Source organism: Coleofasciculus sp. D1-CHI-01 (assembly GCF_040218875.1).
Lineage (GTDB): Bacteria > Cyanobacteriota > Cyanobacteriia > Cyanobacteriales > Coleofasciculaceae > Coleofasciculus.
In genome coordinates this window covers 34,743-56,733 of record NZ_JAVJQP010000023.1, presented here as the reverse complement: position 1 = coordinate 56,733, position 21,991 = coordinate 34,743, and the positions used below count along the sequence as shown (strand labels likewise).

At 47.3% G+C, this 21,991-nt stretch carries 19 protein-coding genes; 11 read left to right on the top strand and 8 right to left on the bottom strand.

The window, feature by feature from the left end; genetic code table 11:
- Nucleotides 1–3,349, top strand: a 3,349-nt coding sequence (locus RIB93_RS04505) for a CHAT domain-containing protein (RefSeq protein ID WP_446370684.1), incomplete at its 5' end; no start/stop codon positions are given.
- A gap of 437 nt (nucleotides 3,350–3,786) precedes the next feature.
- On the opposite strand, the gene RIB93_RS04500 is transcribed toward RIB93_RS04505, so the two are convergent.
- Together RIB93_RS04500 and RIB93_RS04495 are read right to left on the bottom strand one after the other, a co-directional pair.
- On the bottom strand, nucleotides 3,787–5,658 hold the full coding sequence (locus tag RIB93_RS04500) for a protein kinase domain-containing protein (RefSeq protein WP_446370682.1): 1,872 nt from the start codon (nucleotides 5,656–5,658) through the stop codon (nucleotides 3,787–3,789).
- A 71-nt stretch (nucleotides 5,659–5,729) separates the two neighbouring features.
- A complete protein-coding gene (locus RIB93_RS04495) occupies nucleotides 5,730–6,950 on the bottom strand; it encodes an RNA-guided endonuclease InsQ/TnpB family protein (protein ID WP_446370680.1) in 1,221 nt (406 codons plus the stop codon).
- Nucleotides 6,951–7,158: 208 nt separating this feature from the next.
- On the opposite strand from RIB93_RS04495, the gene moaA reads away from it, so the two are divergent.
- On the top strand, nucleotides 7,159–8,145 hold the full coding sequence (gene moaA / locus RIB93_RS04490; protein ID WP_446370677.1) for a GTP 3',8-cyclase MoaA: 987 nt from the start codon (nucleotides 7,159–7,161) through the stop codon (nucleotides 8,143–8,145).
- 90 nt (nucleotides 8,146–8,235) lie between these two features.
- Here the strand turns inward: moaA and rpsD are convergent, their stop codons facing one another.
- Complete coding sequence (gene rpsD / locus RIB93_RS04485; protein ID WP_446370675.1) at nucleotides 8,236–8,844, bottom strand: 30S ribosomal protein S4; 609 nt, start codon at nucleotides 8,842–8,844, stop codon at nucleotides 8,236–8,238.
- A 194-nt stretch (nucleotides 8,845–9,038) separates the two neighbouring features.
- On the opposite strand from rpsD, the gene RIB93_RS04480 reads away from it, so the two are divergent.
- The 3 genes from RIB93_RS04480 (at nucleotide 9,039) to RIB93_RS04470 (ending at nucleotide 12,227) form a co-directional block, all read left to right on the top strand.
- Nucleotides 9,039–10,520, top strand: coding sequence for an aminotransferase class I/II-fold pyridoxal phosphate-dependent enzyme (locus RIB93_RS04480; protein WP_446370673.1), 1,482 nt, complete (start codon nucleotides 9,039–9,041; stop codon nucleotides 10,518–10,520).
- 18 nt (nucleotides 10,521–10,538) lie between these two features.
- Nucleotides 10,539–11,144 carry a precorrin-6Y C5,15-methyltransferase subunit CbiT gene (gene cbiT, locus RIB93_RS04475; protein ID WP_446370671.1) on the top strand — a complete coding sequence of 202 codons (606 nt, stop codon included), beginning with the start codon at nucleotides 10,539–10,541 and terminating at the stop codon, nucleotides 11,142–11,144.
- A gap of 177 nt (nucleotides 11,145–11,321) precedes the next feature.
- Nucleotides 11,322–12,227 carry a phosphatidate cytidylyltransferase gene (locus RIB93_RS04470; protein ID WP_446370669.1) on the top strand — a complete coding sequence of 302 codons (906 nt, stop codon included), beginning with the start codon at nucleotides 11,322–11,324 and terminating at the stop codon, nucleotides 12,225–12,227.
- Nucleotides 12,228–12,492: 265 nt separating this feature from the next.
- On the opposite strand, the gene RIB93_RS04465 is transcribed toward RIB93_RS04470, so the two are convergent.
- The 4 genes from RIB93_RS04465 to RIB93_RS04450 form a co-directional block, all read right to left on the bottom strand.
- Nucleotides 12,493–13,101: a hypothetical protein gene (locus RIB93_RS04465; protein ID WP_446370667.1), complete on the bottom strand. Its 609-nt coding sequence runs from the start codon at nucleotides 13,099–13,101 to the stop codon at nucleotides 12,493–12,495.
- Nucleotides 13,102–13,295: 194 nt separating this feature from the next.
- Nucleotides 13,296–14,927, bottom strand: coding sequence for a CHAT domain-containing protein (locus RIB93_RS04460; RefSeq protein WP_446370665.1), 1,632 nt, complete (start codon nucleotides 14,925–14,927; stop codon nucleotides 13,296–13,298).
- Between the two features lie 397 nt (nucleotides 14,928–15,324).
- Nucleotides 15,325–17,712: a PP2C family serine/threonine-protein phosphatase gene (locus RIB93_RS04455; RefSeq protein WP_446370663.1), complete on the bottom strand. Its 2,388-nt coding sequence runs from the start codon at nucleotides 17,710–17,712 to the stop codon at nucleotides 15,325–15,327.
- A gap of 146 nt (nucleotides 17,713–17,858) precedes the next feature.
- Nucleotides 17,859–18,137, bottom strand: coding sequence for a DUF6737 family protein (locus RIB93_RS04450; protein WP_446370661.1), 279 nt, complete (start codon nucleotides 18,135–18,137; stop codon nucleotides 17,859–17,861).
- Between the two features lie 120 nt (nucleotides 18,138–18,257).
- Here RIB93_RS04450 and RIB93_RS04445 point away from each other — a divergent pair, with 120 nt between their 5' ends.
- Both RIB93_RS04445 and RIB93_RS04440 read left to right on the top strand, forming a co-directional pair.
- A complete protein-coding gene (locus RIB93_RS04445; protein WP_446347054.1) occupies nucleotides 18,258–18,518 on the top strand; it encodes a hypothetical protein in 261 nt (86 codons plus the stop codon).
- 57 nt (nucleotides 18,519–18,575) lie between these two features.
- The gene (locus RIB93_RS04440; protein WP_446370659.1) at nucleotides 18,576–18,848 is read left to right on the top strand and encodes a hypothetical protein; all 273 of its coding nucleotides are present in this window, start codon (nucleotides 18,576–18,578) and stop codon (nucleotides 18,846–18,848) included.
- Nucleotides 18,849–18,856: 8 nt separating this feature from the next.
- On the opposite strand, the gene ndhM is transcribed toward RIB93_RS04440, so the two are convergent.
- Nucleotides 18,857–19,198 (bottom strand): NAD(P)H-quinone oxidoreductase subunit M, encoded by a 342-nt coding sequence (ndhM, locus tag RIB93_RS04435; protein WP_071777272.1) that lies wholly within the window; start codon nucleotides 19,196–19,198, stop codon nucleotides 18,857–18,859.
- Nucleotides 19,199–19,480: 282 nt separating this feature from the next.
- On the opposite strand from ndhM, the gene RIB93_RS04430 reads away from it, so the two are divergent.
- The 4 genes from RIB93_RS04430 to RIB93_RS04415 all read left to right on the top strand — a co-directional run bounded on the left by RIB93_RS04430 (nucleotide 19,481) and on the right by RIB93_RS04415 (nucleotide 21,605).
- The gene (locus RIB93_RS04430) at nucleotides 19,481–20,350 is read left to right on the top strand and encodes a hypothetical protein (RefSeq protein WP_446370657.1); all 870 of its coding nucleotides are present in this window, start codon (nucleotides 19,481–19,483) and stop codon (nucleotides 20,348–20,350) included.
- A gap of 560 nt (nucleotides 20,351–20,910) precedes the next feature.
- Entirely contained in the window at nucleotides 20,911–21,093 is a 183-nt protein-coding gene (locus RIB93_RS04425) for an RRXRR domain-containing protein (protein WP_446370655.1), read from the top strand.
- Between the two features lies 1 nt (nucleotide 21,094).
- On the top strand, nucleotides 21,095–21,292 hold the full coding sequence (locus tag RIB93_RS04420; RefSeq protein ID WP_446370690.1) for an RRXRR domain-containing protein: 198 nt from the start codon (nucleotides 21,095–21,097) through the stop codon (nucleotides 21,290–21,292).
- Nucleotides 21,216–21,605 (top strand): HNH endonuclease, encoded by a 390-nt coding sequence (locus RIB93_RS04415; protein ID WP_446370653.1) that lies wholly within the window; start codon nucleotides 21,216–21,218, stop codon nucleotides 21,603–21,605. Before RIB93_RS04420 ends, RIB93_RS04415 begins: the two co-directional genes overlap by 77 nt.
- Nucleotides 21,606–21,991: the final 386 nt, after the last annotated feature.

The following is a 21,991-nucleotide window of genomic DNA, read 5'->3' as shown; positions in this document are numbered from 1 at the left end:
CACCTTTACTGGAACCATTGATGGAGGTGGCGGAGACAACACAATAATTGGCAGTAATACAGCGAACACCTGGAATCTGACGAACTCGGATACAGGTAATATTAATGGGAGTAACTTCACCGCGATTAACAATCTGACAGGGGGGAGTAATAATGATACATTCAGTTTCAACGATGGCGTAACCTTTACTGGAACGATTGACGGTGGCGCCGGAACAGATACCTTAGACTATTCAACCTATACCAGTCCCCTAACCGTCAACTTAGCAACATTGGGTGGGATAAATATCGAGCAAGTTACCGGAACCGCCAACGCTACCAGCACTCTAGTTGCCAATAACACCGCGAATAATTGGACTATTACGAATAGCAATAGCGGTACAATTAATGGCGCACTGAATTTCAATACTTTCTCAAATCTGACTGGAGGGAGTAGTAACGATACATTTGAGTTGAATGATGGCGTAACGTTTACCGGAACAGTTGATGGTGGTGCAGGTACAGACACCCTAGACTACTCAACCTATACCAGCCCCCTAACTGTAAACTTAGCCACATTGGGTGGGATAAATATTGAACAAGTCCAAGGAACCATAAACGCAACCAGTACCTTACTTGCGAATAACACCACGAACACTTGGACAATTACAGGAAACAATAATGGTACAGTTAACGGACTTAATTTTAGTGACTTTTCTAACTTGATAGGTGGCACATTAGATGATAGATTCCAATTCAATAACCCAGCAAACATCAGCAGCAATATTGATGGAGGTGCAGGAAATCTTACCCTAAGCGGCGATGAGCTTAATTTTACAGGTACTATCTCTGGAACGGGTAATTTAACCCTGCAACCGTTAACTCCAAGCCAAGGGATTCAACTAGGGGGTGCGGATAGTGGTAGCACCAGTATTTTAGATTTAACCGCAACTGAACTGAATTCCCTACAAAATACGTTTACCTCAATCACGATTGGTGGGACAAATAACAGTGGCGCAATTACTCTAGGGAGTGATGTGACTTTCCCAACCCCTGTTACATTGCAATCAGGTTCCATCAATACCACCGCCGGAACCCTCACCGGAGAAGGGAATGCGACGATTACCTTGCTGGCGAATCAAGATATTATTACAGGTGACATTATTAATCGCGATCGCGCTCTTACCATTACCAGCAACAATGGTGCGATTACTACAGGCAATCTTACCGCAGGTGCGCTGACACTGACAACCAATGGCGGTGATATTTCGGTGAGTAGTTCTAATCCTATCGCCTTTTCCGGTTCCGGTGTCGTGCAAACCCGTGGGGGAGACATTAATATCAGCACGACTGATTTTCAAGGGGGTGGGGTTATCTTAAATACCAATAACCCCACGGGAAAGGGGGGAGATATATATCTTAACGCAAATTCGGGTAAATTGGCGATCGCAAATCTGATTAGTTCTGGATTGACGGGTGGCGATATTGTTGTTCAAGCTGAATTTGAAATAACCACAGGTACAATTAATACCAGTGGAAGTTCTGGTGACGGTGGTAATGTGACCCTTGACCCTATCGGCGATATTCAGGTGACATCGATTAACGCTCAAGGTGGGGAGAATGGTACAGGGGGTAACGTCGATATCACCGCAGGCAAATACTTCCGCGCCACAGACACCTTTACTGACCAAAATGGGATAGACGCCAGTATCTCCACGGCTGGTGGTAACGGTGGGGGAGATATTACCATTCGCCATGGAGGTGACGCACTCACACCCTTTAAAGTCGGTGATGCAGAAATTAATGGTACGGCTGGCGTTCTCACCAGTGGAGACATTAGTATTATCCCGCTGCGTTCCTTTCCCCTAACTCACCGAGAAGGAAATATTGCAATTATTCGCGGTGATATTCCCACCAGTACCGTCGATGAACCCCCGATAAATCCGGTTAATATCACTCAACCCAATCAAGTTAACGAATCTGCCGAGGAAGATAGCATCTCAGACGAAAGTAGTCCAGTCGCTGTCTCATCGACAACCAACACCACCCCAACGGCTGAAGCTGAACTGACTCAACAAGAAGGCGATTTCACAAATGCTTATGAAAGCTACCTAGGGATTAGTAATACCCCCACGGCTACGCCTGAAGAAGTGCAAACGACACTGAGTCAAATTGAACAACAAACTGGCATAAAACCTGCCCTAATTTACGCCTTCTTTAAACCCCAAACCCCGACTCCCGACAAACCCAATCCTAAAGACAAAACCGAAATTCTCTGGCAGTTTAACCCGTCCACCCCTCAACGCCAACAACTGTCCAGTAACCCCAATCCTCAACCCAGTGACCAACTAGAACTTGTCCTGGTTACTGCCTCTGGAGACATCATTCGCCGTCCTGTTCCTGGTGCAACACGGGAGAAAGTGATGCAACAAGTGCAACAATTACGTCGCGCTGTCACCGATGTTCGCATTCCACGCCCCTATAAACCGTCGGCGCAACAACTCTATGATTGGTTAGTTTCCCCCATCGAAGCAGAATTACAAGCCCAACAGATTAATAATCTCAGCTTCGTAATGGATAGTGGCTTACGTTCCCTCCCCATCGCTACACTCTATGACGGAAACCAATTTATTATCGAGAACTACAGCGTCGGGTTAATGCCCAGTTTTAGCCTCACCGATACCCGTTATGTGGATATCCGAAATGCTGATATCTTAGCCATGGGCGCGTCTAAATTTGAGGAACAAAACCCTTTACCTGCTGTCCCCAAAGAGTTATCAATTATTACCAATCAGTTGTGGTCAGGTACATCTTTTCTGAATCAATATTTTACCCTAGAAAATCTCAAACAAGCCCGGGCTAGTCAACCTTTTGGCATTCTCCATCTAGCCACCCATGGGGAATTCAAACCCGGAAAACCGAGTAACTCCTATATTCAGTTTTGGCATACCCGCTTAACCCTAGACAAATTGCGGGAATTAAAATTAGATAATCCCCCGATAGAACTAATGGTATTAAGTGCTTGTCGTTCGGCGTTAGGGGATGAGGAAGCAGAATTAGGATTTACCGGATTAGCGGTACAAGCTGGGGTCAAATCAGCCTTGGGGAGTCTCTGGTATGTCAGTGATACCGGGACGTTAGGACTCATGACCACATTTTATCAACAGTTAAAGCAAGCACCGATTAAAGCCGAAGCCTTGCGACAAGCACAAGTAGCAATGATGCGGGGAGAGGTGGAATTAGACGGGGATGAATTAGTCACGCCAGCCGCGAGAGTTGACTTACCAGAAGAATTGCGGAACCAAGGGAATATTGATCTAACTCATCCTTATTATTGGAGTGCGTTTACCCTGGTTGGCAATCTTTGGTAATTAATCAAAAATATAAACTTGTAGGGTGGGTTAGGCGGGATTTAATTAACCAAACTAATCCTGATAATTCGATATCCGCCGTAACCCACCAAATCTGTGAAAAACGGTGCGTTACGCCTTCGCTAACGCACGATGGCGGCGTGACCCACCTAAAATAGGACTTTGTTTGTAGTGAGAACTTTAGTTCTCTAACGCCTATCTGGAGAGGGCTGAGGTTCCCTCACTACGAACCCAATCTATTGCACCAAATTAGCTGGGTCACGCCACTACAAATATGGGTGATTGGAATACAAATTTGTAGGGTGGGTTAGGCGGGATTCAATTAACAAAACTAATCCTGATAATTCGATATCCGCCGTAACCCACCAAATCTGTGAAAAACGGTGCATTACGCCTTCGCTAATGCACCCTACAAATGTGGGTGATTGGATCATTTATCAACAGGCTTCTTCGGCTTCCGGTTCACAAATCGGGACGGAATCATCCCCTGCGGGTTTAGGTGAAGGTTGAGTCGGTGCTTCTGTTTCCGGTTTGGAGTTTTCAGGATTTGACTGCTCAGATGACGGTGGGGTTTCCTGATTCGTATCCCCTTGATTTTTACGTTGGGTGGCTTTGCGAACTAAGTCATTCAACTTTTCTCGCCAATAGCGCTGTTCCGGAAAATCGCTGTCTGCGGCATAAATGATCACATCAACATAGCGACCTTCATTGTAGGCTTGCTGAATCTTATCGAATTTGGCTTTCGCTTCCCCCCATTCCTTTTGCCAGGTCTCGATTTTCTTTTGAGCATCCTCGAACGCTGGACTACTGGGGAGAACCGATTGAGCCGCCGCGATCGCTTTATCTAAGTTACCCTGTTGATACTCTTGAGCCGCTTCTGTCAAGACCTCTGCCCCATTATCTTGGGGCTGAACGGGGGATTTTTCCGGCGTTGGGGTTGGTTCTGGGCTGGGACTGGGTTTTGTCTCAACTGGGGTGGGACTCGGTTGAGTTTCCACTGGTGTAGGATTGGCGGGTTGTTCGGCAATGGTATCTACCGAGTCACAATCGACATACTTGCCAAAAACCCACCCTGGTTTAGGTGAACGAATTTCCACCCAATCCCCTTGCTTAGTTCCCGTTAAGGTTAACTTTGTGCCTTTATTAACTGTGCCAACAATCGCTGCGTTGGGATTTGAGCGCACGTTCAAGCCTTGAGCCGTTACTGTACAAGTCCCTTGTGCCATTCCACCGGACATCCCCTGACGAATGCCATACGCCATCCCTGCGGCTGCCATAGCCACGGCTAAACCCACACCAATGATCAATGGTGCGCGATTCGGTTCAGATGCAGGTTCGGGTTCAGGGGGGGAAGGAGGGGAAGGAGGGGGAGGAGGAGTAGGTCGTCGAGGGGGTGCGGCGGGGGAAACTGCCAGGGTGCCCTGTTGGGAGAGGGGCTGGGGGTGAGGGGTTGGTTGAGACGACGGAACAGACTGACCCGAAGAAGCGGCAACGAGCGATCGCACGGCTTGTAACGCTTCTGTTGCTGACTGGTAGCGGTCTTTGAAATGATAGCGTACCATCCGGGTCAGAATATGTTTTAGCCCTGGACTCACAGGGGCAAGATCTTGCCAGATCAGTTCGCCCGTATTTAAATCTTCCTGCAATTCGGCAGGCATACGACCCGTGATGGCTTGGATAGCAATAATTCCTAAAGCGTAAATATCACTGGTAGGACGGGGTTGACCCAAAGCCTGTTCGCTGGACATATAACCCGGAGTCCCTACTGCCACCGTATTGCTCATTTGCCCCTGAGGACTTGCCAGTTGAGTCCGGATTTGCTTAACCGCCCCAAAGTCTAGTAAGACTAACTTTTTATCTAAATTACGTCGAATTAAGTTATCCGGCTTAATATCCCGGTGAATCACGCCACGGTTATGAACAAAGTCTAAAACCTCTAACAGTTCTTGCATCAGGGCAATGACTCGCATCTGCTCCCACGGTTGACCCGGTATCAACTCTTGGCTGAGGGGATGCCCTTCAATATACTCCTGAACCAGATAAAATTCTTGGTCTTCTTCAAAGTAGGCAAGCAGACGCGGGATCTGGTCATGATTCCCCAGCACCTCTAGGGTTTCCGCTTCGCTGTTGAATAGGCGGCGGGCGGTTTCTAAGAAATTGGGGTCACGATTTGCAGGCTGAAGGTGTTTGACCACACAAATCGGGTTACCGGGACGACGGGTATCTTGTGCCAGGTAGGTGCGACCAAATCCTCCTGCACCGAGGACTTGGTTGACTTGGTAACGACCATCTAGTAACTTGCCTAACATAGGAGTGATGCGCCTCAACGTTCACTTGATAATAGTTACATAGTTCCTAATTTTACGAAAAAACGCGGAAATTAGTTGGCAAGAGTAATCTTGACTGGGTGAACTACTACACCCTCTATCCCGTTGCCAAAAGCATCTGGGACTACTTTACGAATGATGTTGTAACTGCCGTTGATGTCAGCGTTGAATTTGATGCCGATTTTCGATTTGTACAACCCACGCTTAACACGACGACCGCTAAATTTTGCTGTTTTCGCCTCTGGTCTTCCGTGAACAGGAATAAAATCCCCATCCAGGAAACTAGCAACTGATGTATAAGATTCTTCGGTAATGATGACTTTTATGCCAACCCGTTCAGCTTTATAGGTCAACATCTGGATCAATCTTGCATGAGGAACGCTAGTAAAGTTCTGATTATTAGCCTTGCCGATACAGATTCCCTGCTTCCAGTTCTCGTTTTTACCAATCACGAGAGTTGAGATATTGTTCTCAACTAACTGGTTGATAATAAACCGACTGGACTTGTGGAGATAGTCGTCAATCTTGAATCCTCGCTTGGTTGATAAACGCTGAATTCGGTTTGACGTTTTCCTGTTTCCCTTAAGTTGAGATTGCAGTTCTGCTTTTTTCTTGTTGTAGTAATTGTTGACCGCCTTAACAGGTCTGCCGTTAATCAGGAAAGGGTTGAATCCTTTTTGATTTGAAGTTACAGCCGCTAAGTTGTTCAGTCCAATATCTACACCAGCTACCGCTTCACCGCTAACCAACTGCTGAATGGGTTGCTCATAAATCACCTCAACCACGTAGTAATTAAGGCGGGGAACAATTCTTGCTTCATTGATATTCTGCTTGTTGCTAGATATCATCAGGTTTGTTCCCGATGGCTTAATCCATCCTTTTTTCAACTCTTTCGAGCTAATAGCCTGGATGGTGTAAACCAACAGATTACGCCCCTTCTCTTTATCTTTGTATTTGGGAAGCTTGGGTTTGCCCAAGAATAAGACAGGGTTTTTCTTGTATTCCTTATTAGCTTCTTTCCAGGCTTTCCAGTTCCTGTCCAAGCACCGCAGGACTTGTTGAGAGACTTTGCGAGGTAAGGCACAATAAGACTCCTCTAGCCGCATCCGAGATGCCATCTCGTTGTAGGAGAGGATTTGGTTGGTTTTAAAGAAGTGTTGACGAATTTCGTAATTGGCTCGGTTGTAAAGATTTTTCGACTTGAAGGCTAAGTTATCAATCTCTTTCCATTTTCGAGTGCCTTTACAAACTACGTGCTTCTCAACAAGTTTCATTATCTAAGTTTCATTATCTCAGAGATGCGTAATCCGATAATTTTCTGCGGTAATTTTCCCGAACCTCTGTATATAATACCACAGCTTTCCGTAATTTGCTATATTCTTAATAAATGAAAACAATACATAATTCTTACTCGCCGATGAGTTAAAGATTCTTATCATGGAACAGTAGCCGCCTAGAGATGGGGGATAGCCGCGAATTAATATGAACACTGTCGATTATCTCCGGATTAGCCTAATTGACCGCTGTAACTTCCGCTGTCACTACTGTATGCCGGAAGAATCAGAACTGGACTATATCCTGCAACAGGAACTTCTCACCCATGAGGAACTGCTGACGCTATTGAAAGAGGTGTTTATCCCGGTGGGGTTTAAAAAGTTTCGCCTGACAGGTGGGGAACCGCTACTACGTCCAGGGGTGGTAGATTTGGTGAGAGAAATTGCCGCACTGGATCAAACTGAAGATTTAGCCATGACGACGAATGCCTTTTTACTCGCAGGCATGGCACAAGACTTGTATGATGCGGGATTACGGCGGATTAATATTAGCTTAGACTCTCTCAATCCTGACACCTTTGACAAAATTATCGGGAATCGGGGGCGATCGCGCTGGCAACAAACCTGGAACGGAATTCAGGCGGCGCATCGGGTGGGGTTTGATCCCCTGAAATTAAATATTGTCGTAATTCCGGGCGTGAATGATGCAGAAGTTCTGGATTTAGCCGCCCTTACCCTTGACCGCCATTGGCACATTCGCTTTCTTGAGTTTATGCCGATTGGCAATCCTGAATTATTTAGCGATCGCGCCTGGATTCCGTCAGAGGAACTCCGCCAGCAAATCCGCGATCGCTGGGGCTTAGTTGAGTCGAATGTGCGCGGGAATGGACCGGCTGATGTGTTCCAGATTCCCAATGCTTTAGGGACTCTCGGCTTTATCAGTCAAATGTCCGAATGTTTTTGCGATCGCTGTAACCGGATGCGCCTCTCTGCCGATGGCTGGTTGCGTCCCTGTTTACTTAATGAAACGGGTCAGATTGACTTAAAAAGCGCTCTCCGTAGCGGTGTTGATCTCGCCCAATTGAGAGCGCGAGTGCAGCAGTTACTAGCGATTAAACCAGACATCAACTTTAAACAGCGAGAGTCTGGTACTGATGGTTACTACACTCGCACCATGTCACAAATTGGGGGTTAGTGGGATTGCTGATAGTTCATCGTTGATTGCTGATTGCTATGAACCATCAACCATGAACTATGAACCATCAACCATGAACGAGCAACCAATCTACGCTTTCCGTGAATAGAACTCAACCACTAGCAGTTCATTGATTTGCAGGGCGACCCACTCACGCTCAATCACACCATTGACCTTCCCGGTGAATGTTTTCTTATCAAACTCTAAATGGCTGGGTAGATTTGCCAATCCGGGGTATTCCAGATTTTGTTCCACCAAACGCCGAGAGCGCTCATTATCTTTAACCATAATCACATCACCAGGACGGCATTGATAGCTAGCGATATTCACTTCCCTACCATTGACCATCACATGACCATGATTCACAAGTTGACGCGCACCCGGTATAGTACCTGCCATGCCTAAGCGAAATACGGTGTTATCCAGTCGCATTTCTAGCAGTTCTAGCAAAGCTTGACCCGTCGAACCCGTTGCCCGACGTGCTTTGCGAACATAGCGAAGCAATTGCTTTTCGGTGACTCCGTAGTTGTAGCGGAGTTTCTGTTTTTCTTCCAATCGAATCGCATATTCTGACCGCTTCCGGCGAGCTTGACCATGTTGACCGGGTGGGTATGAACGACGGGGGGATTTGCGAGTCAAACCGGGCAGATCGCCTAGACGACGGACAACCCGCAGGCGCGGACCTCGATATCGCGACATAGAACTTCCTTGTGTACCTAACTAATTTTTTACCCAAATACTTTATAGTACAACATTAAGGGGGCAGTTTTGAGTTTTGAGTGAGAGATTGTGTAGGGGCGGGTTTCACGACTATCGTTACTTTCTTCACCCAGATATAACTAAACCCGCCCCGATAGAGTACGACAGTTTCGAGCTGTAACAACCGTCAACGCATGACCAATGACAACGGACAACGGACTATTCCAATACTCGATGCCTTACAAGCCTGTGCTGGAGTCCCCCACGCACCGTTTTACGCCCCAGGTCACAAGCGGGGAAAGGGTATATCTGACAGACTGGCGAATCTATGGGGAAAATCAGTCTTTGAGCATGATCTTCCCGAATTACCAGATTTTGATAGCTTATTTGCCCCTTCAGGAGGGATTAAAGAAGCGCAAGCGTTAGCAGCAGCGGCGTTTGGTGCCGATAAAACGTGGTTTCTGGTAAATGGCTCAACCTGTGGGGTGATCGCAGCAATTTTAGCCACTTGTGGTACAGGAGACAAGCTAATTTTGCCTCGGAATAGTCATCAATCCGCGATCGCAGGTTTGGTTCTTTCCGGTGCGAGCCCAATTTTTATTACCCCAGAGTCCGATCCCTCTGGTGATTTGGCACACAGTATTACCCCAGACGCCGTAAGCCTTGCCCTCAAGGAACATCCGGATGCTAAGGCAGTGATGCTACTGTATCCGACCTATCATGGCGTGTGCGGCGATATCCACGCGATCGCACAACGGGTACATCACTACAATATTCCTTTGCTGGTTGATGAGGCACACGGGGCGCACCTGGCATTTCACCCAGATTTGCCGCCAAGTGCCATGTCAGCCGGGGCTGATTTAACCATACAGTCCACCCATAAGGTTTTGACGGCGATGACCCAAGCCTCAATGCTGCACATTAAAGGTCATCGCCTTGATCCGGAACGATTGAGTCAAGCGTTACAGCTTGTCCAGTCTACCAGTCCCAGCGCCCTCCTCTTAGCCTCTCTAGACGCCGCACGACAACAAATGATGTTGTATGGGGAAACGCTGATTAGCCGCACTCTAGGACTAGCTGAGGCGGCGAGGGAACAGATTCAGCAAATTCCGGGATTATCGGTGTTAGATGCCACAAATACTCCGGGCTGTTTTACCCTAGATCCGACCCGGTTGACGGTGAGAGTTACGGAGTTAGGGTTGAGTGGGTTTGCAGCCGATGAAATTTTTTGTGATCAGTTGGGTGTAATTGCCGAGTTGCCGACATTCCAACATCTGACGTTTATTCTGAGTTTAGGCAACACCACTGATGATATTCAGCAGTTAGTCCAAGCCTTTGCCCACTTAAGCCAACGCTACTGTCGTCCCGATTCTCGCCCTAGGCAGCATTTATACCAACCGGGAATGGTTTCAGGGTTAATCCTGGAACCGTCGATGTCCCCTCGCGACGCCTTTTTTGCCCCAAAAGAACGGTTACCTCTAGAACAAAGCGTAGGTAAAATTAGTGCTGAATGGATTTGTCCCTATCCTCCGGGGATTCCCGTTTTAATGCCAGGATGTGCGATCGCGTCAACTACAGTGGATTATCTGCGACAGGTTCAGCACTTGGGCGGCTATATTACTGGGTGTAGCGATCCTCGCTTAGAACGTGTAAACGTTGTCAAAAGTAAGGACTAATGACCAAGGACGAACAGAATGTCTTCTCCCCTGTGGCACTATACCACTCCTGGTATTCCCGATGATTTATTCGAGCGCTTGCCTGGTATTCCGCTGAGTAAGCGAGAAGTACGGTTACTGATTATTTCCGCATTGCGCCTAGAATCCCATTCCTTGCTCTGGGATATCGGTGCAGGGACAGGTACGATTGCCGTAGAAACCGGATTACTTTCTCCTCACGGTAAAATTGTGGCGGTAGAACGGGATGAAGAGGTAGCGAACCTGATTCAACGGAACTGCTCCCGCTTCGGCATTGAGAATGTTGAAGTTATCGAAGGATCTGCACCTGAATGTCTCCAAGATCTACCGGGAAAACCCCATAGAGCCTGTATTGAGGGAGGACGCCCGATTAAAGACATTCTTAAGGCAGTCTGGCATTACTTAGAACCCCAAGGTCGAATTGTTGCCACAGCTAGTAATTTAGAGAGTCTTTATACCCTCTCCGAAGGATTGGCTGAGTTACAAGCCCGTAATATCGAGGTTGTGCAATCCTCAATCAATCGCTTGGAAACCCGAGGTACTCATCAAATCTTTGCGGCTGTTAATCCTATGTTTATCCTCAGTGGGGAGAAGCTGGATTCTTGACATCCTCACCGCCCGACAAGGACGGTGATTCCCTACCAGTTAGTAGGGGTTTGGTTACCAAACCCCTACTACCCGCCCTCAAATTGACTAACGGCGAATGCTGCCCGATTGTTAATCTTAATGTAATAGTTTTATTCAGACAGTTAATTTCGACTGTCTTGTGTCAAATAAAGTTCTATGCCCTGGTCTCGGATTTTTAGTGGAATTGTAGCGATTACCCTAGCGATGGGGATGATTGTGGCTGGAGGATGGTATTTTACCCTCGGTCTCTGTGTCATCGTCTATTTGGGTCAACTGGAATATTTTGAACTGGTTCAGGCAAAAGGAATTGCGCCTGCGGCTAAAACGACGTTAGTTGTGAGTCAACTTTTATTGGTGACAGCCGCCCTTAACTCTACTCTGACGGATGCCGCCTTTCCCATTGCTGGAACCCTGATTTGTTTTTACCTGCTCTTTCAACCCAAGATGGCGACGATTGCGGATATTGCCGCTTCGATTTTGGGATTACTCTATGGCGGTTATCTGCCTAGTTACTGGATACGATTGCGCGTTGGCTTAGATGGAGGGGTTTCATTACCCTTGAATGCTACAGCGAGCATCCAGAGTTTCTCGTTCAATGACTCTTGGCTTCACCCTTGGACTAATCTAACGGTTTTGTCCCAAGGCTTAACCGTAACTCTACTGGCGTTTGCCTGTATTTGGGCAGCCGATATTGGTGCGTATAGTTTTGGCAAGTTTTTTGGTCGCACTCCCTTATCGAATATTAGTCCTAAAAAGACAGTAGAAGGGGCAATTTTTGGAATTTGCGGGAGTGGGGCAGTTGCTATGCTTGGGGCTTGGTATCTGCAATGGTCAAACTGGCAACTCAGTGGATTCGCTTTCGGTACGTTAATTGGAGTGGCTAGCCTTTTGGGAGATTTAACTGAATCCATGATGAAACGAGACGCTGGGGTCAAGGATTCAGGACAATTAATTCCCGGTCATGGCGGTATTTTAGACCGCACAGACAGCTACGTTTTTACCGCTCCCTTAGTTTACTATTTCATTACACTTGTGCTGCCTCTTTTACCACCTTTGAGTTAGGGGTTGCTGAATAAGTGTTGTGGTGAGGGTAGGGAACAGGGAACAGGCAACAGGGAACAGGCAACAGGGAACAGGGAACAGCTTCCTCCCAGTAATTGGACTCTTGGGCGGGTTTTGTGGATGTTGATAAGTTATCATCTGACGAGCTTACCTAAGTCTAGTAATCGCCATAGCGGTTAGGACGCATCTTATGGTAGAGACGTTGCATGCAACGTCTCTACAACCCTTACCCGCCCCAATACCATAAAATGAATTAATTCGGCAATTAATTGTCCTCAGAAGCTTCCTCAAGTTGGGTGAGAGTATAATGGGCAATAGCCAAACTTAAGCGCACCTGCTCAATGGGTGATAATTCAGACCATTCGACTGAGCCAATAGCGCCAAAGTCTTGATTACCTCGCATGGCGTAAGCCCACGGACGTGCAAAAACGAATAAATCATCTTCCGTCCAGTTGGGCAATAAGGGTCTAACGCATAAAACCAGCTGATCGGCAAGCGATATATCCATGGACAACGCCTGTTGAGCTTGATTGGCGATCGCGTCCAACCAAGACGACGGCACCCCAGAAAATCGTTCAGCCAATGACCGCTTTAGCGAGGCGGAACCGGAAGAATCTGAGGGCGTTAGCAATGTCCAGCACTGGTGCAAGCGATTGAATAGGGTTTGTGATCCCGATGTAATTTCTGCTTTGGTTTGACAAGCATCTAGAGAAAATCCCGCTTCCAGATCTGCCAAATAGTCTTGGGCTTCAGGTTCAGCGGGATTCCAGGGATAACAATCGTCCTCAGTTTGCCAGAGTGCCTCCAGGAGTTCTCCTTGGGCTTGACTTAAAGCATCCTGATAATTTTGGTATGGTTTATGTTGACTGGTCATAATACCCCTTATGTGATCTTTGGTGGTGATGAAAATTGATAGGAATAGCTACATCAGCACTCTCGAAGGTTCCGTAATCGTTCCGAAAATAAAGGTTAGTGCCAATAATTGGCAGAACTTCTAGAACCGTTGAATTGAGCCGTGTGCCTCTCGACTCGAATCTCTCTGAGTCTAAGATTTGTTAAATTTTTGGCTTAAAGGTTTTCAATAATAAACTCCAGGGTTTGACTCTGAGTACTGCCAAATTTTAACTGACTACCCGACTCCAATGGCACTTCCTGATGGTGGATTTTCTGCCACCCATCTGCTCGTAAAATATGAGTGCCGTTGCGAGAAAAATCACGCAGGAAGTAAGTCGGGATTTGTCCGGGATGAGTGAAGGTATCGCGACAGATAATTTCTGCATGTTTATAGCTCACCCACATTTCCTCATCCAAAACCAAATCATTCTCCTGCCCGCGTCCCACCCGCATCAGTGCACCGCGAATTCGCCAAACTTTACCCATCGAGTTTAAGGAGCGTAAGCAAGCGGTGGGCGTTTGTACACCATTCCAGTTGCTCGGCATCGGCGGCAGCTCAGTAATCCCTTCTTCTAAGAAAGCAATTAACTGTCCTTGAAACTCCGGATGCATATACAGCACAGGTAACGTCCAAGCCGGTTGGTTGAACTTATAAAGCGTGAGTAATTGTTGTCTGGCAACAGCGACAGCTTGGTCAATCGGCATCCCGGTAGCTAGGGCTTGGGCAAGACTTTGGATAAAACTCAAGGCTTCGTGATCCGCGATCGAGTCACGCATACCCAAAACAGCGGGGACACCATGTTGAATTAACACTTCAGCCAAACTACTCCGGGGGATGGTTTGACCTTCCACCTGATCCGGTTGAGCGCCCCAACAGGTATTGAATACCGCCAAGGTTACCTGATTCCGAACTAAGACTTGAGCGAGTTCCGTACCGTTAATTGGCGCATCCGGACTGAGAAATAATAAACCTCCATCTGGAGCAGGTTCACCATGACCCGCATAGAAAAGGATATTGTAACCTCCTGTGTCTAAAGCGGCAATTAAGTCAGCGGGTGTTGGCTCTAGCAGCTTTTCCACAAAACAGGGAACGGCTGTGGGGTTGAACTTTTGACAAGATTGGAAGGCATTTTCTAGAACCGTTGCCTCTTGTTCAAGCTGTAAGCGAGCCGCTGAGTGATCACCCCCGGAGCGATGAACATCTTGTCCAAAGACGAGCAGGATATTCAGGGCTTGATCATGGCGGATCAGCGGTTTGAGAGAGTCAACATTACTCGTCGTGCGGCTAAACAGCAGTTGAGTAGACAGAGAAATAGCAGGTTTGCCTGCCATTTCTTGCATAATTTCCCAGGGGAGGGGAATCAAGTCAGGATGTCGAATTTCCAAGCGCACGCGCAGGGATTTATTTTGTCCCCGGGCAATACCCCGACTTTCCGCCAACGTTGTTTGAATCGAACCCGCAAACAGCCAATTCCACAAGTCTATTCCCAACTGCTGCATCAGCCGTCCCCCGTAGCTAGTCGTCTGCGGTGTAGAGTTTTCGCTTTGGGGCGATAGGGTTGGTGTTGGTGTCGGCTTAGGCGTCAAGGGATGAGGCAGGGGTAATAAGGGGGGCAAATTCCCCGTGGAAAACATTTGTTGCCAAGCCAACCAGGTTTGAGTCAAAGTGGGAGACCAAATCGAGTCATGATGAACATAACCCCCAGGATAAGGAGCTTCAATCACCCACACGGCAAAGTTATCTACCCCAGCCGTAGACAGACGTGCGATCGCTAAACTGAGGCAAGGAGTTTCGATATCAGACATTCAACGCCCAGATGTAGAGCAACATTATCAGTTTTTGATAAGTGACAGACCAAATCGGAATCAAACTAAGACAGCGCCGGAAACTCGGAACCGTTTGGGAATTAGCCAAGTTGAGAACCTTATACAATATGGTACTATTCCGCTCTAATAGTGGCTACGTTCCATGGGTAAGCCAGCGGATGCTTCACTTTTTTGACACGGAAGGGGGAGAATTCAAAGCCTCTCCAAATAAAAAAATATATTCCGCTTCCCTCTCCTTGAAGGAGAGGGCTAGGGAGAGGTTCGGAGAGAGGTTCGGAGAGAGGTTTGGAGAGAGGTTTGGAGAGAGGTTTCCCAGATCCCGACCAAAAGTAAGGAATGTAGAGAGGTAGCGTGCTACCTCTCTACTCGTACTCGGTTAAGGAGAACTTGGGGAAGGCGTTGACGCTTCAGATTGAGGCGTCGTTGCACATACGCCTTTTTGTGCCAATGTTGCATTAACATTTAAGTCAACATTTGAGCGAATATTGACAACTTTTATCCAACCCCTCTCTCCTGGCTGCACCTGAGGATAAATGTTGCTGCGCCGTTTGGCGTCCGCTAGGGTAGGGGATGCTGGGGTAGAGTCGGCAGACTGTTTAATAGCTGTCTGTATCGATTGCGTCTCGGCGTTTTCCGTCCCCGTCGAACACACTCTCAATTTGAGCCAATCCTCTTCCCCAGAATCGGACGATTGACGAATCACTTGCAAGACACTCCCTCTGGGAATTGACCGAATGGGTGAGAGATTTTCCTCCGGAGGCTTTAATCGGAGTAGCAACGGAACATCTTGTCCTTCGGAATTCGTAATCGTTGAGCGAGTCACCCGCATCAGCGCCAAGTTCTCCAAGGAGGAAACCGTTTCCGGCGTTGGTGTTGAATCCCTTGTTGGAGATGGTGTCACCGATACGGATACTGGGGCATCAACATTAGAACTCTGCCTAACAAATGTTGGAAGCCAACGCCGGGGCAATAATACGTAAGCCAGTCCTGTACCCACAACCAAAAGAAAAACAATTGCCAACATTAATCCCCAAGGACGTCGCTTGGGTCTGATCAGTTGTTGGGTTTTCATTGTCGAAGGCACAATTGCGGCTGTCGTTGGCGTGTTCGATGCCGTTTCCGATGTTGTCGGCACAGACAACGATTCCGGCTGAGGCGGCGCAAGTTCTGTTGGTGCTGTTTCTGCTGATGCCGTTACCTGACAGTAGACCAGCGCCAAGGTAACATTATCATGACCATTTTGCCGATTGGCAATTTCGATGAGATGGTCGGCGGCGGTTGGTACATCACGCTGTCCGTCCAGGATCGGCAGAATTTCGGTTTGCCAGTATTGTTCCACTCGGTCATGGTCACTGAGACCATCGGAACAGAGCAGAAATACACTATCTTCGTCCAGGATAAACCGCTGGGTTGTTGGATGTAATGTGGTAGACGATGCCATGCCCAAAGCCTGGATTAATGAGCCAGAGCTGGGTTGTTGCACAGCATACCGATAAAAGGTGTAACCCAATCGCACTTCACGGGAGGCGAGATCATCATCTTGGGTAATTTGATGACACCCTTGGCGCGTTACCCAGTAGACGCGACTGTCCCCGACATGGGTGATGTATATTTCATGGGCGCTGGTTTGAGCCATGACCAGGGTTGTACCCATCCGCTGTCGCTCAGAGCGATGTTCGCTATCATTTTGCTGGCTGATGGCGTCATTAGCGTCACAGGCGGCTTGTTCAAGTTGTAGCGTCAGATGGGTTGGGTTCCAATGGTCGCGATCAAAATGGAGGCGTTCCACTTGCTCTCGCAAAACGTTGATGGCTAATTCCGAAGCCACTTCACCCCCTTCATGTCCGCCAATCCCATCACAGACGATCGCTAAGGCATTTTCATCGGTTGAGCGACTCCATAGTTGTCCAATGGGTGGGTAACAAGCATCTTCATTGTGGCGGCGAACTGGACCCGAATCCGTACCTGTAAAAATCTGATAATGACGCGATTGCCCTTGTCCACAGTCTTTGATTCCCTGATCAAGCAGTCCCACCAGTTGTTCGGCGGTGCGAATTTTTCCTTGGGTCAATTGATCACAGAGTTGCCCGAAAAACTTGTTTATGACCGAGGAGGCGTCAGGTTGGAGTTGAGACCAGCACTGACCCAGTTGTTTGAGCGTTGGTGCGGCGGGTTCATCTCTCTGAAGTTCTAGTAGATGCAGGATAGAGGATTCTGGACGCAGCCAATCGAGATTGAGTAAACTTGTCGCCACTCGTTCACTGCTTAAGGGTTGCCACAGGTTAGCGATTTGCCACAACCAGTTGAGTTGGCGTATCGCTGTTGCTTCTTGCCAAACTGTTCTCAGGGGAGGAAAGAGTTCTCCTTGAGTCCCATCCGTATCGGTTTCCAGAATCGGCGCATCTTCCAATAGCCAGATTTCTGAATCTTGGCGTCTTTCACCGCCTGTCAGTCGCCCATAGACTTGGGGAATATGTAAGCGATAGGGAGAGAGTCTCAAATAGGGCAACAACTCCTCCGGAATGTCTTGAGGGGTATCCGGTGGTGTTGCTGGTTTTGTATCCAGTACAATCCGTTCCTTGACCAACACATAACGGTTGGCAATTAGCGATTCGGGCTGATAGGCTTCTATCCCCGATCCTAGCGCCCACAGATAACGCCGTTTCAAGGGCGTGCGACAGTTCTGACAAAACTTATTGACAGGGGGATTGGCAGCCTGACAGCGGTAGTTAGGGCAGTGAAGGGTTGCTGCAGGATTGTCCATGGAAACACTCTTGGCTACATCTAGCTAGGGGTAATTGGGCGGTTGAAGTCGCACTGCCGCGATCGCAATGCATATCCATTTCCATTATGGGATCATTTAAATAAGCCTACTGATTACAAATTCTAGCGTCTGATTTGAGAAGTCGTTCACTCATCGGAGGGATAAATGGTGGCAACCGACTCGGATTCTTGATCGGGTTGGCGATTCGTCAACTCAAGGTAACTATGCCGCAAGAGACGGGGCCAGAGCCATAAAAAGTAAAACCACCAAACAAAAATGGGGGTAGCCACTATCAGGGTTATCCAAGGCGTTTTGGTTAGCATCCAACTCCCCGTGATGATTACGGCTCCGGTCAGGAGAATCGACCAAGGCTGACACCACCAGGGTTTATAATTCCAAGGATTCAAGGGATCTTTGACAGACAATAGTTGCCTCTACGGGAAAAAATAACTTTATTTATAATACTTTTTTTGGACTTAGATATAGCGCGGGACTTATGGTTCCTCCCCCAAACGCCCATCGTTTGTTAAACAGTACCAACAGATATGCCTAAGCCCGATTATGACACCTCTGATGATCACTCCTTTGAAGAGCTGAACTCCCCTGCGAGTGTTGAAATCAAACAGCTTATGGAGCAAATTGAGAACTCCCATGACCTATTGTACAAAATGATTAACTTGGAAATGTGGGCATTAGCCGAAACGATGGATGAGTTTATCCCAGGTTTTTGGAGTCGTTTTTTGGAAAATCGTCGTTTAACCCTCAAACAATTCCTGCAAAACAATTCTCACTCTAGAAAGAGGTAAATCACCCCATAGATTTTCTAGAATCACACTAGACAGGCAAATTACAAGGAGCTTTTTATGAATAAGCCAGAACGCCCAGATACCCATGATACGCTCAATCCCGGTGATAAAGTCTCGCCAGAGGAGCAAACCCTGGAACAAAAATCTGAGAAAGTCGCGGTTGATGCTCCTGATATTACCGGTGATCACATCGAAGTCCCAACCTACTTCAACGTCAAAGACGAAAATGGGCAAGAAAAAGCCTTACACCATATTGAGGATGCTGAAGAAATTTCTGATGTGATTCGCCAAGCACGCACCGATGAACAAGGCAATCGCACTTGGCGTTAGAGTTGGACTTACGAGTCCTGAGACACGACCTGCGGCAATCCCATGCTATAGTTCATTACCCGACACTCCAGGTTGTAGCTAATTTCACCCTTTTGCAGGAGCGATCGCATGTAATGCTCTAAATCCGAGCCGATGCGGCGAAGATTATACTCTGTCAAATCTTCACCGCTATAGGCTTCTACGAAATCATCAAACTTACGATAGATTTTTTGCAGGGCATCTTCACTCCAATTAAATTCATTATCGGGGTCAACGTCTAGTGTTAAAACGTTGTCACTCTCAACTAATTCGCTGTTTAGCACCTCGGCAGCGTAGATGCGAATGTGACGAGTTGTCGATTTAAGCAGCATGGAAACCCTCCTAGTATGGGCTATATTTTCCTTTAATTGTAAAACTTTGTAAATACACTGCCGCTTCTCAAAGGCTAAACCAACTTATCCACAATTGGGTAAAGTGAGACAAAACAAGGGCGGTGTATATTTCTTATGGAGTCAAACTCGCCCCGACAAATCTGTGTCCCCTGCGTCCGGAGAACCCACGGCTTTAACCTGATGGGATTCTTGTGTCCTATGGAGTCGGAGTGTAAATTAAAACAGTCAGTCTTAGCGACATAATCCATAGCTTAACCCAATATGCACGATTCGATGGATGATATCGCCAAACAAGCTCACCAGGGCAGTGTGGCGGCGATAATTCAAATTCTGAATCAACAGTTAGCCGATGATCGCGTCAGAACCCGAGCGGTTTTTGCTGACGGCGTGTTGCACCTGTTGTGTGAAGCACCTGTCGTCGAACCCCTGGAGCGCTCTGTTCTCATCAACCACATCCAAAAAATTCTGGAAGATATTGCGCCGCGTAACATTCGTCGGGTAAACATCAACAGTCGTATTGTGCAGGAGCAACAATTGCTATGGTTAGAAGAAATAAGCCGTAATCCAGACCATCTTTTATGGTCTCAAGAAATCGTGCTGAGTAAGCCTAACCTGCTTCAGCAATGGATCAAGGCATTCAAATCTCCTAAAGTTGAACCCAAGAAGAAAACTCAGCTTCCCCAGGTATCCTCCCGCAAAGTTAAACAAAACCCTCGTTTCCAGCGCCATTTTGTCAGTGGTATTAGCGTTCTTGTTCTCCTACTTTTAGCAGGTTGGTTGGTTTACGATCGCTTAATTCCCTCTCCTTACGCCAGTACCACTCCTCAAGAACCAACTCCTCCCCCCACACCTGTCTCACCTTCAACAACAGCCCCCTCAACAACCGCAACACCTTCAGATCCCTTTACCCAAGCTGTTCGGCTCGCCATTGAAGCTGATGCTGAGGGGAAAACGGCGAATACAGCCGCTCAGTGGTTAGATATAGCGGCGAGGTGGGAGAAAGCATCAACTCTGATGAGTAGCGTTAACCCGGATCATCCCCGTTATGAAACTGCTAGAGATCGGGTTATCCTTTATCGCCAAAATAGTCAACTGGCTCAACAGCAGGCAAAACAGAGACAATCTCAATAGTGTCATTTGTCCTTTGTCATTTGTCATTCGTCATAATCGCTTCCCAAAGAAGCCAGCTAGTCACTTGTCCTGCGCGGCGTGAACAGAGATGCTCATAAACGAATGAAATCATGCACCTCGCTGCAGTGAGGCGACATTTATCAAAAAAATGAACTTTGTTGGTATATCGTTTATCAGAACGGGAATACTAAGTATGACCATCTATCTTTGAGCCAGTTGTATCAGCAGCAACCGTTTCAACAATCCATCCTTTGACTGATGTCTGAAGAGTCAACAACCCAGCGCTGACCGATAAAAGCGGTACAGCGTGGGCTATATAAGTATTCTTAAGCCCTGTTGTTGGACCTTAGTAGTTCGTTAATAGTAAGAGCTACTCCGTTTATCGAGAATATATAGGCATCGTGGGGTGCAGGATTGACTATCCGTTTCCTAGCTCCACGCTCTGCGGTTTTTCATTAAACATTCCTGTTGGGTAGGGAAAGTATGGAAACATCAAAACCTCGATAAACATTGGCGAAGGAAACCACACCGCAAGGTGAAAACCTGGACACCAACTAAAAATGAAAGTCTACGTTATCAACAAACACGGGCGTCCCTTGATGCCCACAACTCCCAGAAAAGCAAGACTCTTGCTCAAAAGCGGTAAAACCAAAATCGTTGGGCGCGACCCATTCACTATCCAGTTAGTCTACGGTTCGAGTGGTTACACCCAGCCTGTAGAGTTAAGGATGGTTAGCACCTAGTATCCAGCACAAACTAGATACTCATCACCGCCTTATCGACAAAATTCGCCGTATTCTTCCAGTCATTGCTGTGACTATCGAAGTAGCAGCATTTGATATCCAGAAAATTAACAATCCCACTATTGAGGGAGAGCAATACCAGTACGGAGAAAAATACGGTTTCGACAACCTGCACCGAATATATCCTGCACCGGGATAGACACAAGTGCCAGAATCCAAACTGTAAGAACAAAGCAGATAGTCCTATACTGCAAGTTCATCATTTAGGCTTCTGGAAGAATCCCCCTGACCGTACAGACAGACCAGCTAATCTGGTAACTCTGTGTACTAAGTGTCATACCTCAAAGAACCATCAGAAGAAAGGGTTCCTGTTCGGATGGGAGCCAAAGCTCAAGTCGTTTAAGGGTGAAACCTTTATGACAATGGTCAGGTGGCGCTTAACACAAGAAGGTCAACACAACTCAACTTTCGGCTATATCACCAAGGGTAAGCGCTGGACGCCGCTCTATTAAGAAGAAGCGATATCCCTATAAACAACACGACTTAGTTCTGTTTGAAGGAACTATCTATAAAGTGATTGGGATGCAGAATCTAGGCGCTGGTGTAAAACTCAAAAACTACCCTGGAGTGAAAAACAAAGTAGTTAAGCCTTCTGCTGTAAAGTCTATTCGCAAGAGAGGAGGAATGTGTGAAGTTGTTCGGTAATTTGGATAATTTGAGGACTCAATGTCCTCAAATTATCCCGCCTATCCATCCCAGCGCCGCCTTTCAGGACGGCGTGGGGCTTCCGGCGTTTTTGCTAATCCGAAAATTAATCCCTAAGCCTTGTAGCACTTGGGGAAAGCAGGTGAAACGTCGGATATGTCTTCACTAAAACTGTTGTCGCCGTTCTCACCTA

Excerpts from the sequence above, each read along its gene's own strand:
- RIB93_RS04480 (WP_446370673.1), top strand. The coding sequence starts at position 9,039 with ATGACCAATGACAACGGACAACGGACTATTCCAATACTCGATGCCTTA.
- RIB93_RS04455 (WP_446370663.1), bottom strand. The coding sequence starts at position 17,712 with ATGGACAATCCTGCAGCAACCCTTCACTGCCCTAACTACCGCTGTCAG.
- RIB93_RS04430 (WP_446370657.1), top strand. The coding sequence starts at position 19,481 with ATGCACGATTCGATGGATGATATCGCCAAACAAGCTCACCAGGGCAGT.
- RIB93_RS04470 (WP_446370669.1), top strand. The coding sequence starts at position 11,322 with ATGCCCTGGTCTCGGATTTTTAGTGGAATTGTAGCGATTACCCTAGCG.
- RIB93_RS04445 (WP_446347054.1), top strand. The coding sequence starts at position 18,258 with ATGCCTAAGCCCGATTATGACACCTCTGATGATCACTCCTTTGAAGAG.
- ndhM (WP_071777272.1), bottom strand. The coding sequence starts at position 19,198 with ATGCTGCTTAAATCGACAACTCGTCACATTCGCATCTACGCTGCCGAG.
- rpsD (WP_446370675.1), bottom strand. The coding sequence starts at position 8,844 with ATGTCGCGATATCGAGGTCCGCGCCTGCGGGTTGTCCGTCGTCTAGGC.
- cbiT (WP_446370671.1), top strand. The coding sequence starts at position 10,539 with ATGTCTTCTCCCCTGTGGCACTATACCACTCCTGGTATTCCCGATGAT.
- RIB93_RS04460 (WP_446370665.1), bottom strand. The coding sequence starts at position 14,927 with ATGTCTGATATCGAAACTCCTTGCCTCAGTTTAGCGATCGCACGTCTG.
- RIB93_RS04495 (WP_446370680.1), bottom strand. The coding sequence starts at position 6,950 with ATGAAACTTGTTGAGAAGCACGTAGTTTGTAAAGGCACTCGAAAATGG.
- RIB93_RS04440 (WP_446370659.1), top strand. The coding sequence starts at position 18,576 with ATGAATAAGCCAGAACGCCCAGATACCCATGATACGCTCAATCCCGGT.
- moaA (WP_446370677.1), top strand. The coding sequence starts at position 7,159 with ATGAACACTGTCGATTATCTCCGGATTAGCCTAATTGACCGCTGTAAC.
- RIB93_RS04500 (WP_446370682.1), bottom strand. The coding sequence starts at position 5,658 with ATGTTAGGCAAGTTACTAGATGGTCGTTACCAAGTCAACCAAGTCCTC.
- RIB93_RS04425 (WP_446370655.1), top strand. The coding sequence starts at position 20,911 with ATGAAAGTCTACGTTATCAACAAACACGGGCGTCCCTTGATGCCCACA.
- RIB93_RS04465 (WP_446370667.1), bottom strand. The coding sequence starts at position 13,101 with ATGACCAGTCAACATAAACCATACCAAAATTATCAGGATGCTTTAAGT.